The sequence below is a fragment of the Psychrobacter cryohalolentis K5 genome (genome assembly GCF_000013905.1).
In the GTDB taxonomy this organism is placed as follows: Bacteria; Pseudomonadota; Gammaproteobacteria; order Pseudomonadales; family Moraxellaceae; genus Psychrobacter; species Psychrobacter cryohalolentis.
This window is the reverse complement of sequence record NC_007969.1, coordinates 877,161-894,333: the sequence shown is the minus strand read 5'-3', so window position 1 is coordinate 894,333 and position 17,173 is coordinate 877,161. Positions and strand designations below refer to the sequence as shown.

13 protein-coding genes and 1 pseudogene are annotated in these 17,173 nt (G+C 43.3%); 9 read left to right on the top strand and 5 right to left on the bottom strand.

Annotation, left to right across the window (positions count from 1 at the left end):
• The first annotated feature begins 112 nt into the window (after positions 1–112).
• From PCRYO_RS03945 to PCRYO_RS03910, 8 genes are all read left to right on the top strand, one after another.
• A complete protein-coding gene (locus PCRYO_RS03945; RefSeq protein ID WP_011513107.1) occupies positions 113–1,756 on the top strand; it encodes an ABC transporter substrate-binding protein in 1,644 nt (547 codons plus the stop codon).
• A gap of 212 nt (positions 1,757–1,968) precedes the next feature.
• Complete coding sequence (locus PCRYO_RS03940) at positions 1,969–2,985, top strand: ABC transporter permease (RefSeq protein WP_011513106.1); 1,017 nt, start codon at positions 1,969–1,971, stop codon at positions 2,983–2,985.
• Positions 2,986–3,220: 235 nt separating this feature from the next.
• Complete coding sequence (locus PCRYO_RS03935; protein ID WP_011513105.1) at positions 3,221–4,135, top strand: ABC transporter permease; 915 nt, start codon at positions 3,221–3,223, stop codon at positions 4,133–4,135.
• Positions 4,135–5,196, top strand: coding sequence for an ABC transporter ATP-binding protein (locus PCRYO_RS03930; protein WP_011513104.1), 1,062 nt, complete (start codon positions 4,135–4,137; stop codon positions 5,194–5,196). Before PCRYO_RS03935 ends, PCRYO_RS03930 begins: the two co-directional genes overlap by 1 nt.
• Positions 5,193–6,164 (top strand): peptide ABC transporter ATP-binding protein, encoded by a 972-nt coding sequence (locus PCRYO_RS03925; protein ID WP_011513103.1) that lies wholly within the window; start codon positions 5,193–5,195, stop codon positions 6,162–6,164. Before PCRYO_RS03930 ends, PCRYO_RS03925 begins: the two co-directional genes overlap by 4 nt.
• 404 nt (positions 6,165–6,568) lie before the next feature.
• On the top strand, positions 6,569–7,375 hold the full coding sequence (locus tag PCRYO_RS03920; RefSeq protein ID WP_011513102.1) for an HAD hydrolase family protein: 807 nt from the start codon (positions 6,569–6,571) through the stop codon (positions 7,373–7,375).
• An 81-nt stretch (positions 7,376–7,456) separates the two neighbouring features.
• Entirely contained in the window at positions 7,457–8,638 is a 1,182-nt protein-coding gene (locus PCRYO_RS03915; protein ID WP_011513101.1) for a cysteine protease StiP domain-containing protein, read from the top strand.
• Positions 8,639–8,715: 77 nt separating this feature from the next.
• On the top strand, positions 8,716–9,795 hold the full coding sequence (locus PCRYO_RS03910; protein WP_083759464.1) for an HpcH/HpaI aldolase/citrate lyase family protein: 1,080 nt from the start codon (positions 8,716–8,718) through the stop codon (positions 9,793–9,795).
• A gap of 123 nt (positions 9,796–9,918) precedes the next feature.
• Here PCRYO_RS03910 and PCRYO_RS03905 read toward each other — a convergent pair whose 3' ends face one another.
• Positions 9,919–10,731, bottom strand: coding sequence for an alpha/beta fold hydrolase (locus PCRYO_RS03905; protein WP_011513099.1), 813 nt, complete (start codon positions 10,729–10,731; stop codon positions 9,919–9,921).
• Between the two features lie 439 nt (positions 10,732–11,170).
• Between PCRYO_RS03905 and PCRYO_RS03900 the strand changes: the two genes are divergently transcribed.
• The gene (locus PCRYO_RS03900) at positions 11,171–11,968 is read left to right on the top strand and encodes an enoyl-CoA hydratase/isomerase family protein (RefSeq protein WP_011513098.1); all 798 of its coding nucleotides are present in this window, start codon (positions 11,171–11,173) and stop codon (positions 11,966–11,968) included.
• 117 nt (positions 11,969–12,085) lie between these two features.
• Here the strand turns inward: PCRYO_RS03900 and PCRYO_RS03895 are convergent, their stop codons facing one another.
• The 4 genes and pseudogenes from PCRYO_RS03895 to acnB all read right to left on the bottom strand — a co-directional run bounded on the left by PCRYO_RS03895 (position 12,086) and on the right by acnB (position 16,798).
• Entirely contained in the window at positions 12,086–12,529 is a 444-nt protein-coding gene (locus tag PCRYO_RS03895) for a PACE efflux transporter (RefSeq protein WP_226939329.1), read from the bottom strand.
• A gap of 207 nt (positions 12,530–12,736) precedes the next feature.
• Positions 12,737–13,582: pseudogene (locus PCRYO_RS03890) on the bottom strand (IS3 family transposase); the annotation flags it as partial.
• Complete coding sequence (locus PCRYO_RS03885; protein WP_011512759.1) at positions 13,564–14,082, bottom strand: helix-turn-helix domain-containing protein; 519 nt, start codon at positions 14,080–14,082, stop codon at positions 13,564–13,566. The pseudogene PCRYO_RS03890 and the gene PCRYO_RS03885, both read right to left, overlap by 19 nt.
• A 112-nt stretch (positions 14,083–14,194) precedes the next feature.
• Positions 14,195–16,798 carry a bifunctional aconitate hydratase 2/2-methylisocitrate dehydratase gene (acnB, locus tag PCRYO_RS03880; protein ID WP_011513096.1) on the bottom strand — a complete coding sequence of 868 codons (2,604 nt, stop codon included), beginning with the start codon at positions 16,796–16,798 and terminating at the stop codon, positions 14,195–14,197.
• Between the last annotated feature and the right edge of the window lie 375 nt (positions 16,799–17,173).

The following is a 17,173-nucleotide window of genomic DNA, read 5'->3' as shown; positions in this document are numbered from 1 at the left end:
TTTAAAAGGAATTAAAGGTTTATCGATTAGAGTTCGATATCAACGGCGTCTAACGTCGTTGTCGTGCTATCAATCGATAATTATCTAACGATTTATACAGGATGTAATCACAGTGCAAACTCCATTTTTCAAGCTCACCTTATTAGCAGCCTTAACGCTAGGCGTCAGCGCCTGTAGCGGCGACAATAAAACTGCGGATAAAACGGCAGATGCCGGTAGTGATGCCAAAGCCGCTAAGACCTTAATTTACTGTTCAGAAGGTAGCCCTGCCGGCTTTGACCCTGCGCAATATACGGCAGGTACTGACTTTGATGCCAGTGCTTATCCTATTTTTAATGGTATCGTACAGTTTAAACGTGGCGAAACCGAAATCGAGCCAGGCTTAGCCGAAAGCTGGGAAATCAGCGAAGACGGTAAGACTTATACGCTCAATCTACGTAAAGGCGTCAAATTCGGCAAGACCGATTATTTCACCCCAACTCGTGACTTCAATGCTGATGACATTATCTTTACCATCGAACGTCTTACCGATACAGGCTTTGCTTTTAATAAAGACTATCCAGCTGAATTCCCATATTCAGTAGGCATGGGCTTACCTGATATTATCGACAAAGTAGAAAAAGTCGATGATTATACGGTCAAAATCACTCTGACTGAGACCAACGCGCCATTCTTACAAAACCTAGCAATGCCGTTCGCCTATGTGCATTCTGCAGAGTATGCCAAGCAGTTACAAGACGCTGGCAATGCAGCTGATCTAAATACCAAACCAGTCGGTACCGGACCTTTCGTCTTTACTTCGTATCAAAAAGATGCGCAGATTCGTTATACCAAAAATCCTGACTACTGGAACAAAGACAACATTCATATCGATAACCTCGTCTTTGTCATCACCAAAGACTCAGCGGTTCGTGCCCAAAAAGTACAAGCAGGCGAATGTAATGTCTCGGCTTACGCTAATCCATCTGAAGTGGACTCTGCCAAAAAATCTGGCAAAGCAAACGTACTAGATGATGCAGGCTTTAACGTCGGTTATTTAGGCTATAATACTGAAAAACCCGATCTAAAAGATGTCAATGTTCGCCGCGCTCTCGATATGGCAATCAATAAAGACGCCATCATCAATGCGGTATATCAAGGTTCTGGTATCAAAGCAAGCAACCCAATGCCACCAACGCAGTGGGGCTATAACGATGAGATCAAAGATGCGCCTTACGATATCGAAAAAGCCAAAGCCCTACTGGCTGAAGCGGGTGCTAAAGATTTAGAAATCGACTTATGGTATATGCCCGTTCAGCGTCCTTATAATCCCAATGCTAAGCTCATGGCAGAAATGATTCAATCTGATTGGGCTAAAATTGGGGTCAAAGCCAAGCTCGTGACTTATGAGTGGGGCGAGTATCTAAAGCGTGCTGGCAAAGGTGAACCTGAAGCGATCCTAGCCGGTTGGACAGGCGATAATGGCGATCCTGATAACTGGTTAGGTGTTTTACTATCTTGTGATGCCGTCAATGGTAACAACTACTCGCGCTGGTGTAATGCAGAGTTTGATAAGCTGGTCATGGATGCGCGTGCAAATACCAACCAAGATGAGCGTATTGCTAATTACAAGCAGGCTCAGGTTATCTTTAAAGACCAATTGCCTTGGACCACAGTTGCCAACTCAGTTGTGACGGTATTGACCACCCCTAATGTGAAAGACTACAAAATTAGCCCACTCGGCTCCATTCGCTTTGATGGCGTTGATATTGAATAAAGCTATTAAATAGCATTAGCTAATACCAGTGCTACATTCGGTACTGGTATTAGATTCAATACCAGTACCTAACAAACCCTAGTGACGCCTTTTACTTTATAGTCATTGCTTTATATACGTTTGCGGCTGGTTCAGAGATTCTGTTCCAGCCCTCTTTGTCTGAGCCTGAGCTATATCTGGTAAAAGCCACTTTTATAAAATCGAGCCGAGCTATGCTACTTTATATTCTACGCCGGATTTTAATCTTAGTTCCTGTCTATATCGGCTTAACCCTATCGACTTTTATTCTTATTCGCCTCGTACCTGGCGATGCGGTTGAGATTATGATGGGAGAGCGCATGGTTGATCCTGAGCTACATGCGCAGGCTTTAGCCCGCCTTGGTCTAGATAAACCGTTACCCGTACAATACTGGGATTATCTCACTGGGATACTGCAAGGTAACTTTGGTGAATCCTTTCGTACCCGCACACCGATATTGCAGGACTTTTTTGCGCATTTTGTGCCGACATTAGAGCTTGCACTTTGCGCGATTACGATAGCGAGTATCGTTGGTATTAGTCTGGGTATCCTAGCTGCCTTACGCCGTGGTACTTGGCTGGACTATACATTAATGTCTGGCGCACTTGCCGGCTACTCTATGCCGATCTATTTACTTGGTCCTATCCTAACGGGTATTTTCGCCCACTATCTAGGTCTACTACCGGTCTCTGGCGTTATCTCTGTCGCGCAGTTCCTAGACGTCAAACCTTTATACGGGTCTTGGCTACTAGGTTCTTTAAGCTCTGGTGAGCCCGGCGCCTTTTGGAACGTTGTAAAACATTTCATCTTGCCCTCGGTTGCCCTATCTACTATTCCTCTAGCTATGATTGCTCGTATGACACGTTCGGCGATGCTTGAAGTGTTAGATGAAGATTATGTGCGTACTGCAAGAGCCAAAGGTCTATCACCAAAACGTGTGATTTTAATTCACGTGATGCGTAATGCGCTCATTACCGTGGTTACTGTAGTGGGATTACAGATGGCAACATTGCTGGCTGGTGCCATTATCACTGAGACTATTTTTAGTTGGCCCGGTGTCGGCAACTGGTTATTAGATGGTTTCTTTACACGTGATTATCCCATTGTACAAAATGGTATTTTATTGGTCGCTACTGCTCTGATTCTGGTGAGCTTAATGATCGATATTTTATATGGATTTATTAATCCTAGAATTCGCCATTCTTCATAGTCTATTGTTAGGGTGAAGCCCATTTGATGCATTATTAATGTATCGACAATTGCTATTTATAGTTTTTAATAATTACCCATAGTGCTCATAAAGATCTTGTATCCCTAAGTTTGCATTACTCAGCTTACAGAAGATAAGCGCATGCTAAGTTAGCTGAAACCATAAGCGACTTATCCTAATAAAGTAAGCAAGCCAGTGGAGTAAAACAAGGTCTGATTCACTAAAGGAATATCCAATGAAGCCTTCTGTAGTTCCTTCTGACATTGCTCCGGTTGCGCCTAAGCCGCCGACTTCTTGGCAGCTGTTTTTATACACCTTTTGCCGAAATAAAGGCGCGGTACTGGGTTTTATAGTCTTGATGCTGATGGTCATCGTCGCAATCTTGGCCCCTACCATTGCCCCTTATGACCCTTATGAATTATTCACCGGTAAAGAGCAATTGCCGCCCTCCTTCTTTAATGGCGGTGATTCGATGTTCTTTTTGGGCACCGATGATGCCGGTCGTGATACGCTCTCGCGCGTCATGCACGGCGCACGTTATTCATTATTCATCGGTATCAGCGCCACTTCGATAGCGATGATTGTGGGCGTATCGTTAGGACTAAGCGCTGCCTTTTGGCCCAAGGTTTGGGGCAAAGCGGTCATGCTAGTGAATGATATCTTGATGTCTTATCCAAGCTTGCTGCTCGCCATTATCATTGCCGCTATCTTAGGGCCTTCGATGACCAACACCATCATTACTATTGCCTTGGTATGTACGCCGCCTTTTATTAGGTTGACCCGCGCAACAGCAATGGTTGAGCTGCAACGTGAGTATTTTATTGCTTCACAGGTCATGGGTGCAGGCGTCTTAAGATTATTATTTATCACGATATTACCCAATTGTATGGCGCCATTAATCGTCCAAGCGACCATGATTTTCTCTACTGCTATTTTGGAAGCCGGCGCGATTGGTTTCTTAGGTTTCGGTGTTCAACCCCCTGATGCTGAGTGGGGTGCGATGCTAGGTACTGCTCGCCAATATATCCAGAGCAATGTGTGGTTAGCGATTTGGCCCGGTGTGGCGATTTTCTTAGCCGCATTGTCCATCAATCTAACGGGTGACGGTCTGCGTGATGCCTTAGATCCAAAATTGAAGCAGGTATCTTAATGAACGACTCTCAAGTAAATAGCCCAATAGCAAATAACCTTGCCACAGACAACCCATTACTCCTCGATATTGAGCATCTATCGGTGACTTTTGGAGAAGGAGCACGAGCATTCCGTGCGGTCGATGATGTCTCTTTAAAAATAAAACAAGGAGAAGTCGTCGCGGTTGTCGGTGAATCAGGCTCTGGTAAATCGGTCACTATGATGGCACTGATGGGTTTATTACCCTCTTCTGCCACTGTCGTTGCTGATCGTCTTAACTTTGATGACAAGAATCTCCTCACCATGCCAGCAAAACAAAAGCGCAAGATTATCGGCAAAGATATCTCGATGATATTTCAAAACGCCATGTCATGCCTGAATCCAAGCTTTACGGTCGAGATGCAAATGGGAGAAGTATTAACTACCCATCTTGGCTTGCGCGGCGCAGCAGTACGGCAGCGTCTGTTAGAGTTATTAGAGCTGGTTGAGATGCCAGATGCTAAGAATCGCCTACGTGTCTATCCGCACCAACTTTCAGGTGGTATGAGTCAACGGGTCATGATTGCGATGGCACTGGCTTGCGAGCCAAAACTGCTTATCGCTGATGAGCCGACGACCGCTCTCGACGTTACCGTTCAGGCTCAAATCATGGATTTACTCAGTCGCCTGCAACGTGAAAAGCAAATGGCAATGGTGCTCATCACTCATGACTTGGGCTTAGTCGCACAAAACGCTCGTGATGTCGCTGTCATGTATGCCGGTCAAGTGGTCGAGACCAGTACAGTGCCAGAGATATTCCAAAAACCTGCGCACCCTTATACCGAAGCCCTACTGCAAGCGATTCCTGAACTGGCTGTTGGACAAGATAGATTAAATAGCTTACCAGGTGTGGTGCCAAGCCAATATGACAGGCCTACAGGCTGTCTGCTCTCTCCTCGCTGTCCCTATAAAGAGCCGGCTTGTGAGGTGCCACCACCTATCTTAACAACCCCAAATGGCGAAGTCCGCTGTATTCACGCCACCCTTCCCGAACATCCTACTCGGACTACTCAAACCGCTACGATGGAGTCTGAAATATGAGTAATAAAATCGTCTTAAAGGCAGATAACTTACATAAGCACTATCAAGTGTCTCTAGGCTTAGGAAAAGGCAAAGCGTTTGTTAAGGCATTAAATGGCATCTCATTTGAGCTAGAAGCAGGGAAAACTCTCGCAGTCGTTGGTGAGTCAGGATGTGGCAAATCTACTTTGGCGCGCCAGCTTACCTTGATAGAAGAACCTACCAGTGGCGAGTTATTTATTAACGATGAGGCAACTACGAGTTATAGTAGAAGTGCGCTTAAAAACTTGCGTACTGAGATTCAGATGGTATTCCAAAACCCTTATGGCAGTCTTAATCCACGTCATACTATCGGTTTTCAGCTCACAGAACCGTTAGACATTCATACCACGCTGAGCAAAGAAGAAAAACGCACCAAAGTCCATGCAATGATGAAGCACGTTGGTTTGCGTCCTGAGCATACCGGTCGCTATCCGCATATGTTTTCTGGCGGTCAGCGCCAACGTATTGCTCTTGCCCGTGCCATGATGCTCAACCCTAAAATTGTCGTCGCTGATGAGCCAACGTCAGCACTTGACGTCTCTATTCAGGCGCAAGTACTGAATCTATTTATGGATTTACAAGATGAATATCATACTGCCTATGTCTTTATCTCGCATAACCTTTCTGTCGTACGCCACGTAGCAGATGACGTGATGGTCATGTATTTAGGCAAGGCCGTTGAGCACGGTGCTAAAGATGCTATTTATAATGATCCTAAACACCCTTATACCATCGCTTTACTCTCAGCAGCGCCTTCAGTGACGGGTCATAAAAAAGAGCTGACTCTACAAGGCGAATTACCTAGTCCGCTTAATCCGCCAAGTGGCTGCGCACTTCATAAACGCTGCCCCTATGCCAAACCAATATGTAGCGAAATTGAGCCTGAGCTACGTGAATGGGAAGGACGCTTGGTTTCTTGCCTAAGGTTAGAAGAAATATATGGATAGGATATTCAAATATTTCTTTGTTATTTAAATGATAGTATAAACATATGACAGTGATTGTTGCTGAGTCTATAGTCGCTATCACAAGAAACCTAGTATTATCCTGCCGTCTGCATAATCACCCTTTAATAAACTTGGAAAGTTTGGTTACTCAATTTTCTGAGTTTATTATATTTATATGCTAACTCCAAATGAGTTACGTCCAATCCTCTTGCGATAATTCTGCACTTTTATTACCGATTTATTCTGACCTTTTTTATGATTATCGTTATACTGTCTGCATTTGGCTAAAGTCTGATAAATAGGTAATGCTCAGTTTTAAAAAACAGCGCTGCACCTCCCTTACATATTCGTATCCAAGCCATCTATAAACAGTCTTATCATCATTTTTATCTTTGGAAAACGTCATGACCTCCCCATTTTTCCAACCGAACTTAAATATTGTAAAACCTTATGCGCTAATGGATTTGGACGATACGCTCTTTCAAACTCAGCGTAAAATTGATGCATGGGAATTACCCACTACTGAACCTGAAAATTTGGTTTGCGCCACCATCAATAAACAAGGTGAGCCGTTAAGCTTTATGAGTCAGCGCCAAGCGGTCTTTTTTAATTGGCTATTTGCCAGTACTGAATTGATAGCTGTCACAGCACGTGATCGTCAAGAAATTAAACGCGTCAAACTGCCTTTTAATAGCTGGCAAGTATTGACCCATGGCGCGGTCATTTTAGCGTCTGATGGTGAGCTACTAAGCACGTGGCAGCAGCATATGTATAACGCGCTTGCTCCAGTACAAGATAAGCTCAGTCAGCTGACTGAGTGGGTGAATGGCTGCAATAACGTACATAACGACTTAAAGCTCACCCCGCATAAAGATACTTTTATCGATAGCGAGATGACCATTTATATAGCGATCAAACACACACAAAAAGACCATCAAGCATTGGCAGAGTTAGCCATACAATTACCAACGCTCATACCAGATTTTGATGAGATTTTTTATGTGCATGTGAATGCTAATAATTTAGCAATATTGCCGCATGCTATTCATAAACGTCATGCGGTACAATTTTTGTTGGAGCAGCATTTGGATCATCAGCGCCCAAGCTTCGGTTTTGGTGACAGTCTGGCAGATCTGCCATTTCTGCAATTACTTGACTGGTACGGCATGCCCAATCATGGACAGCTACATGAGAAATTTGCAGCTAAATGATGAGCGCTACCTTTTATTAAATGATATTCTGCTATTAATCTATTATTAAACCGTCATCAAACGAGTACAACTATTTCTACTATGACTTCAATCCATTCTAATATTAAAACAGCCGATTTATCACAATATGGCTCAGGCAGCTATCTTGCTAGCGATGTCACTGTGCTGCTCAATATCGTTGATAAAGATGCCGTTGCTGATGTGCCTGTCAGTCAAAAAGAAGCACTGATTCAAAGTGGGCAGCGTCATTATTCTGATATGCTGACTTTGGAAGACGCGCCAAGTGCCATGCATGAGCAGCTATATATTGAGGCGTTAGAGCAGGGAAAAGTAAGAGCAGCAACTGATATTACCAATTTGGCCCATACGCTACAGCAAGTTTTTCAGTCAAACTTCAATAATGAGCGCCCGTTAATTTTAGTCAGTCTTGTGCGTGCCGGTTTACCAATAGGCGTACTGTTACAACGCGCATTAGCAACTGCCAATAGCAGCTACTCTCTACCAAGTGTGCATTATGGCGTCAGTATTATACGAGATCGTGGTCTTGATCCGGTTGCTTTAAAGATGATATTAAATAATCATCCTCATAGCCCGATTGTATTTGTGGATGGTTGGACAGGTAAAGGGGCGATTTATCAAGAACTGGCGCATAGTCTAAAAGCATTTTCCGATCCTAACCACCCTAACTTTGCCAATATTTTCCATCAAGGTCAGGATGTTATACCGCTACTGACCCTTGCTGATCCGGCTGGTGTTGCTTGGCTGGCTGCTAGTATCGATGACTGGTTGATTCCGTCAGGTTTATTAAATAGTACTGTATCAGGGCTTATATCACGCAGTTTATATACTGAGCCGGAATTGGGGCTGCATCGCAGTGTCTTTTATGATAATTTGATCAGTGCAGATCATAGTCTGGCCTTTATTGATTGTATCGATGCGACAAGGCGTATATTAAACACACCTTTGAAATGCTTGCCAACACATAAGCAACCTCGCTATCAAACGGCCGACTTAGTCGATAAGCTGGCAGCAGAATACAATATCAGCAATCGTAATCGTATTAAACCGACCATTGCTGAGGCGACACGCGCGATACTACGCCGCGACCCTGAACGTATTTTGTTAGCGAGCGCTGAGCACCCCGACACTATATTATTAAGGCATTTATGTACACAGCGACATATCGCTATTAGCGTACTAGGTGATAAAATACTGCCTTATCAAGCGATTACCCTTATTAAGCAGCGCGCTACAGACGATTAATAACTCCTTATCTTTCTACCTAATCTTGAAACCATACTTTTAGCCCCATTCATTTACCACTATTTACGATGCCCATTATGTCAGATATGCCAAAAAACGAGTCCCACCTTTATCAAAACACCCAGTCTTACGCGCATCTGATTACTGAGCGTCATGCTATGCTCAAACCTAACATGCATCATCCGTATCAGTTGGGAGCGAGCTTATATATGCCAGCGACGCGCCAAGATATCTGGCAAGTGATCAAGCGTGATAAATTACCGACGATTAATAGTATTATCATCTGTCTAGAAGATGCGGTCAGCCACAATGATGTTGAGTTGGCACTTGAGCGCTTGCAGACGCTGCTGTATACGTGGGCAACGCACGTCGATAGTATCAATGAGCCGATACAGCAAGCTGAAACACAACAAACCAAGATACAGACTGAGCAGCCAACGCGTCCGTTGGTATTTGTACGTCCGCGCCATCCTGCCATGTTAGAGCAGTTATCGGGCTTTACCCATATTGATTTGATTGACGGTTTTGTGATGCCAAAAGTCGATATGTACAGTCTATCTAATTGGCGCATGGCATGCCAGAATCTTAGTACTGACATGCTATTAATGCCAACGCTTGAGACGGCAGCGTTGTTTAATCCTCATCATAATCAAGAGCTGGCGATTGGTTTCAAAGAAGCTTTTAGCCAGCCGGTATTTGCTTTGCGTATTGGTGGTAATGATTTATTTGCAGCACTGCGTTTGCGCCGTCCTAAGAATAGCCTTGTCTATGATACACCTGTTGGTACACTAGCCTACCAGCTGCTTGGCTGTTTTGTGCCCCATGGCTTTTATCTGTCGGCGCCGGTGTTTGAGTATTTGGATGAGCCTACGTTATTTATGCAAGAGTTGACGCGTGATGTCAGCTTGGGCTTGGTCGGAAAAACCGTTATTCATCCAAGTCAGATTGCCTTGGTACAGCAAGCATACTGCGTACCGCTTAGCACTTTAGATGAGGCACAGGCGATATTACATAGCGAGGCAAAAGCGGTCTTTAAATATAACAATACTATGCTAGAGCCTGCTACCCATCGTGCTTGGGCAACCGAAATCGTCAATAGAGCTAACGTTTTTGGCACCATTAATGATGGCAATAACGACTATACAGCGCGCTTATAGATTGTAAACACTCTTTTTAAAGCGTTAAAAAAGCCGTTATCAAATCCATGATAACGGCTTTTTTTCTACATTTTTTGCGATAATAAACGCTGTTATATCAGGTATATAGATCCGAAATGAACACTATATAAAGTTTACCAAAAACTTATTAATAGCTTTATTAACTTGCTCCGGCTCTTCAACCGTTGCCGTATGCCCCGCACCTTTAATCACCACCAGCTTAGAGCCTGCTATCGCAAAGTGCATGCGCTCAGCTTTTGCATACGGTGTTGCCACATCTTCATCGCCAACGATGATAAGCGTCGGCGTCTTGATATCACTGAGCTGATCATACGTTGCAGAGCGCTCAATCACGCCAGTAGTTGCCTTGATGACCCCGCCCTTACGATTGCTTTGCAACATAGACAACCACTCTCTACGGTCAGTTTTACGCGATTTATCTGCTAAAAAACTGCTGCCAAACATAATGGGCATTACTTTTTGGCTGACACGCTTCATGCCCAACCAACGAATGGCTTTAATCAGCTTGCGGTACTGTGGCACGTTTTTAGGATCTTCAGGATCAGCAGAGGTTTCAAGCAGCGTCAGTGATAGCAATAATTCAGGACGCTTTAACGCAATACGTTGGGCGACAAATCCACCCATTGATAGTCCTAAAAAATGACACTGCTGAATATCTAGCGCATCTAACAACGCCAGCGTATCTTCAGTTAAGGTTTCCATATCATAGCCAGATTTGGTAATTTCAGACTGACCTTGTCCCCGAAAATCAAACGCAATACAGCGATAACCCGCTTTAAAATACTCGACTTGATTGTCAAACATACGCGTATTCCATAGCAAACCATGGGCGAATACCATGATGGGCTTTTGCTTATCGTTTGGCGCGCTGTCTTCATAATAAATATCGATATCATTGACATGAATCATTGGCATAACCACTTCCTTGTTGGTGTGATAAAAAATAAAACCTTTTGAAATCTGTCTTCTAGAATAATTCAACCCTCTTACAGATAGTAGCCTTATTTTTGAATGATAGGTTTTATACCTTTGGCAATAGTGATAGCAGCAAAAATGTTATTCAAAACGTGCCTTAAGCGCGCACAAATCTCGCTTTTATAATAAGCTCAAACTGCTATAGTAATTAGTATTGCCCTATTTGTTTTACTTACTGCTGATATAGTTGATCCAATTTTAAAAGAGTACAACAATACTGAGGTTAATTATTCGCAGCCTCTGTCTGTGCAGGCACAGAAAGCAAGAAAAATTAACCTCAGTAGTGCTTTATAACCTGTATATTTCTTTTATTCAGGCATGACTATACCAGTATTTTATTGCAACCATTATCTAGAACATCATCTTAAGGATATCCAAAATGTCACAAGCTCTCGTCGAATACCAAGCCGAAAACCATATTGCTACCATCACAATGAACGATCCTAAAACCTTGAACGCCTTTAGCACGGTACTCAAAGATGCCATGATGGCAGCATTGACCAAAGCCGATGAAGATGAGCAAGTACGAGTCATTGTCTTACAGGGCGCCGGCAATAACTTCTCAAGTGGCGGGCATATCGGTGAGATGTTAGAAAACGGTATGGAAAGCGAGGCATTATCAGATAAGCTAAACTTTATGGTTAGTGAAGTCGCTGAGATTAGCTTAAAGCTGCGTAATATTCATAAGCCTATTATCGCCAAATTAGAAGGTGCCGTTGCTGGTGCTGGCATGAACTTGGCGCTGACTTGTGACTTTCGTATTGCCGCTGAAAATGCCAAATTTGTACAAGCTTTTGTCAATATTGGTCTGATTCCAGATGCTGGTGGTATTTACTTATTGAATCAATTGATTGGCGTCGCAAAAACGAATGAAATGGTCATGCTTGGCGATAAGCTCAAAGCGGAAGATATGGCACGCTTAAACTTAGTCAACGATGTGGTTAGTAACGATGAGCTTGATGCGAGCGTACTGGCATTGGCAACGCGTCTGAGCAATCTACCCGGCAAAGCATTGGCATCGATGAAGCACATGATTAATACTCATGCCTATATGGGTCTTAATGAAGCATTGGATATGGAAGTAGAACAACAAACGATGCTTGCTAAAACCGATGATTTTAAAGAAGGTATTACCGCATTTATGGAAAAGCGTAAGCCCGTTTATCAAGGCAAATAAAAACTGATAACACTGTTCTACTAAATATCATTCGAAAGGCTGCCATTAGGTAGCCTTTTATTTTGGATAAATTATATAATTAATGGTCAAAATTATTCCCATTGACCTCTTTATTTATCAAGAAGCAGAAGCACTTTTATAGTGATGTGGTAAGGTAAATATTTTGTCAAAACCCAAGGTAAAGAAAAAAGTATAAACCAAGAAAAACAGCAATAGCGCGGCTTCCATCATAAAGGCTTTGATAAAACCAACATCATACCAAATCATATATAGCGGTAGGCAAATCAGAACCAACCCGCCTTCAAAACCTATCGCATGGGCACTACGTACCAATAACGTGCGCTGCGGCACCTGCTTACGACGTTCCCAGTTTTCAAATGCCGTATTGTAAATAAAATTCCAAATCACCGCTGCCAATGAGACCATCACGGCAACTGGTAGAGATTCTGCGGCGCTGCTGTTACTCAACAGCATAAGAACCAAGGTAGATGAAATGATAGCAATGATTTCAAAGACAGTCACATAGACAATGCGACGTTTGATGGGGGATAAAGTAATCAACCAAAACTCCAAAGCACTTGATTGCAAACAAAAAGTGCCTATCAAAGTATCGGTCCGTCCCGAGATAGAAAAGGAGAAATAACATACAGAGCCACGGTTTCCGCCTGCTCCCATATTATACATAAGATAATAAGAGAAACCAGCCATTGCTCACAGCAAAAAACCCCGCAATCAATTGAACTGACCCCCTAAACTTGGACAGTTTAATTAAATCAAGGACTGAGTTCTGTATTGTACAGGGCTTAGTCCTTTTAGTTTCATCTGAATTCTCTCATGATTGTAGTAGAGCATAAAGTTATGAATCTGTTTCTCTAAAGCCTCAATACTCGATGGCTTTTCAATATAAATAGTTTCACATTTTAGCGTACCGAAGAAGCTCTCCATCAGCGCATTGTCTAAGCAGTTGCCTTTTCTACTCATACTCTGTTTAATTTTATGCGTTTCAAGCGTTGTCGCAAACGGTTTTATCTGATAGTGCCACCCTTGATCTGAATGCAGCGTCAGTGTCTCCTTGCGCTTTGTAGGTATGCCCTTAAGTGCACTATCTAGCATCTGTTTCACCAAGTCATATACGGGTCGTCTTGAGAGCGTATAACTGATGATCTCATTGTTGAAGCAGTCTAGTATAGGAGACAGATACAACTTCTCATCACCGACTTTAAACTCTGTGATGTCAGTAAACCACCTGCGATTGGGCGCTTTCGCTCTGAACCTGCGTTTGACTCTATTCTTGGCAATGACGCCACACTGACCTTTATAGGATCGATACTTCTGTCGTCTGATTCTCGCGGTAAGTTTAAGCTCGTTCATAAGCCGTGCGATGAGCTTGTGGTTGTATCTTATTCCTTCGTTCTTAAGCGTTTGAGTGATTCTACGATAGCCATATCGACCTTTATGGTAATGATAGATGTCACTGATACGCTGTTTAAGATCGGCATACTTATCATCAGCTTTTAATGCATGCACATGATAGTAAAAGCTGCTTCTTGCTATATCTGCAATGAGTAATAGTAAAGCTAGCGGATGCTGATCTCTTAGTCCTTTGACGAGCCTTGCTTTGTCTGATTGGCTTTCCTCTCTTTGAGCAAGGCATCGAGCTTTTTTAAATAGGCGTTCTCCGCGCGTAGATACTCATTCTCGCGTTTGATCTCTTCTATACTCTTTTCATGATCAGGTTTGTCAGTGAGATAAGGGTGCTTCACAGTGGGTCGTCCTTTAGCTTTGGCAGTTAAGCCTAGCATACCATGACGGGCATAGGCTGTGCGCCATACACTAATCAGCACAGGTGAGCTAATGTTAAACCTCAAGGCGGCTTGCGATTGACTTAAACCTTCACCTGCCATTGTAGTCAGGACTTGAAGCTTGAACTCGCTACTGTAGATGGCTTTGCTAGTTTTAGGTTTGATTGCAAGTATACCGTCTTTTAAATACTGGTTTACCCACTTAAAAACATCTTTATCATTAATATTAAAATGCTTTGCGGTAGCAAGGCCTGAATGTCCTTGTTGATAATAGGCTATCACCCCTAGTTTAAAGTCGATGTCATACTTCATAAAATAACCCCCAAAAGTTGTGTCCAACTTATGGGGGTCAGTTCATGACGATACGGGGCTTCTATTTAAACAATAATTGTAAAGCTTCAAAGCATTTAAGATTTGACCAAAATTAGCTCAACTGAGCAACGTTGATCTTATCAGCTTCTTCAGTATAGTCTTCCATACGGTCGAAGTTCATGTATTGATACACCTCTTCGCCCATGCTATCAAGCATGCCAGCGTACTGCTGATACTCTTCGTTGGTTGGTAATTTACCAAGTACCGCAGCAACAGACGCCAATTCAGCTGATGCTAGATATACGTTAGCACCTTGACCTAAACGGTTCGGGAAGTTACGGGTAGAAGTCGAAACGGCTGTAGAATTCGGTGCAATACGTGCTTGGTTACCCATACATAATGAACAACCTGGCATCTCTGTACGAGCGCCGGCTTGTGCATAGATATTATAGTAACCTTCTTCCATCAACTGACGCGCGTCCATTTTGGTTGGCGGCGCAATCCATAGACGTGTTTGCAAAGAACCTGCTGGGACATCTTTTAGCAACTTACCAGCAGCGCGGAAGTGACCAATGTTAGTCATACATGAACCAATGAATACTTCATCAATGGTGTCACCAGCGACATCAGCCAATGTTTTTGCATCATCTGGATCGTTCGGGCAGCAAAGAATCGGCTCTTTGATTTCAGACATATCGATAACCATATCGATGGTATATTCTGCATCTTCATCAGCACGCATCAGGCTTGGATTCGCCAACCACTCTTGCATACCTTCGATACGACGGCTAATCGTACGTGCATCGCCATAACCTTCTGAAATCATCCACTTTAATAATGTGATGTTCGACGTTAGATACTCGGCAACTGACTTTTCAGATAGAGTAATCGTACAACCAGCAGCACTACGCTCAGCTGAAGCATCAGATAATTCAAACGCTTGCTCAGCGGTTAAGTCTTCTAAACCTTCGATTTCAAGAATACGACCGTTAAACTCGTTGATTTTACCTTTCTTATCAACGGTTAACAGACCTTCTTTAATCGCTTGGTATGGGATTGCATGGACTAAGTCACGTAAGGTGATACCGGCTTGACGCTCACCGATGAAACGGACACGGACCGATTCAGGCATATCAAGTGGCATAACACCAGTCGCAGCAGCAAACGCTACTAGACCAGAACCCGCTGGAAATGAGATACCGATTGGGAAACGCGTATGCGAGTCACCACCAGTACCAACGGTATCCGGAAGTAGCATACGGTTCAACCACGAGTGAATAATACCATCACCTGGACGTAAGCTTACGCCGCCACGGTTCATGATAAAGTCAGGTAGTGTATGCTGAGTTTCGATGTCAACTGGCTTTGGATAAGCAGCCGTATGACAGAATGATTGCATCACCAAATCTGCTTGGAAACCTAGACAGGCTAAGTCTTTTAGCTCATCACGGGTCATCGGACCAGTGGTATCTTGACTACCAACCGTAGTGATTTTTGGTTCACAGTACATACCAGGACGAACGCCTGCTAGACCACAAGCTTTACCAACCATTTTTTGCGCTAGTGTAAAGCCTTTGCCGGTATCAACTGGCTCTTCTGGCTTAGCAAATACGTCTGAATGACCAAGACCCATATATTCACGAGCACGATTGGTCAGACCACGACCAACGATTAACGGAATACGACCACCAGCACGAACTTCATCAAGCAAAGTTGGCGAGTTTAGCTTGAAGGTTGACAGTACTTCATCAGAGTCATGCTTAGTGATTTTTCCATCATATGGATAGATATCAAAGACATCGCCCATGTTTAGGTTATCAACGGCTACTTTTTCGATTGGTAATGCGCCAGAATCTTCCATAGTATTAAAGAAGATAGGTGCAATATTATTACCTAGTACTAGACCGCCGCCACGTTTGTTTGGCACGTTAGGGATATCATCACCCATCAACCACAGTACTGAGTTGGTCGCAGATTTACGGCTAGAACCCGTACCTACCACGTCGCCAACATAGGCTAATGGATGACCTTTTTCTTTTAACGCTTCGATCTGTTTCATCGGACCGATAACGCCCTCTTCGTCAGCAGTAATGCCGTCGCGAGAGTTTTTATGCATGGCTAATGAATGTAATGGGATATCAGGACGGCTCCACGCATCTTGTGCAGGAGACAAATCATCGGTATTGGTTTCGCCAGTGATTTTAAATGTCGTGTAAGTCGTCTTTGCTGGTACAGCGTCACGGCTCAAGAACCACTCAGCGTCAGCCCAAGATTGAACGACTTCTTTAGCAATAGTATTGCCCGCTTCTGCTTTTTCGGTCACATCATTGAATGCGTCAAATACTAGCAAGGTTTTTTTCAACGCATCGGCAGCTTCTTGCGCGACTTCCGCATCATCAAGAGCAGCAACTAGCGGTTGAACGTTGTAACCACCTTGCATCGTACCCAAGATTTGAACCGCTTTTTTCTTACTTACTAGTGAAGAGGTCGCTTCACCCTTAAGGATCGCTGCCAAAAATGCCGCTTTAACGTAAGCAGCTTGGTCAACACCGGCAGGAATACGATTTTCGAGCAAGTCCATCAAGAACGCATCTTCGCCCGCTGGTGGATTCTTTAGTAGTTCAACCAACTCTGCTACTTGTTTTTCGTTCAGTGGTAGCGGAACCGTTCCTAGCTCAGCACGTTCTTCGACATGTTTACGATAAGCTTCTAACACAATAGTCGTCCTCGTCAGTTGGGAGTATTAGCACATTACGTGGGTAGTCAGCATGACCGCCTGCGTCTATATACTAGATGGAATAATTATCCGTGCAATCATAGCTTAAAACGCCCTAAATGTTAATGGCTCAGCCTTTAAAAGGCTCATAAAGCGGTCATAAAGGGGGCATATTGAACATTTATTATATAAATAGTGCCATAAATAATATGACTAATGGTGCCTATATCATAAATTCTAAATTTTTCATACTGAGGACCTATTGTGTTTTTTAACATTCACAATATATTGGTAGTAAATTGCGGTTGCAACTATCTATTCACTTAAAAAGATATACCGCTACTGTCTTAGTATCTCGTTATTGTTATACGTTGT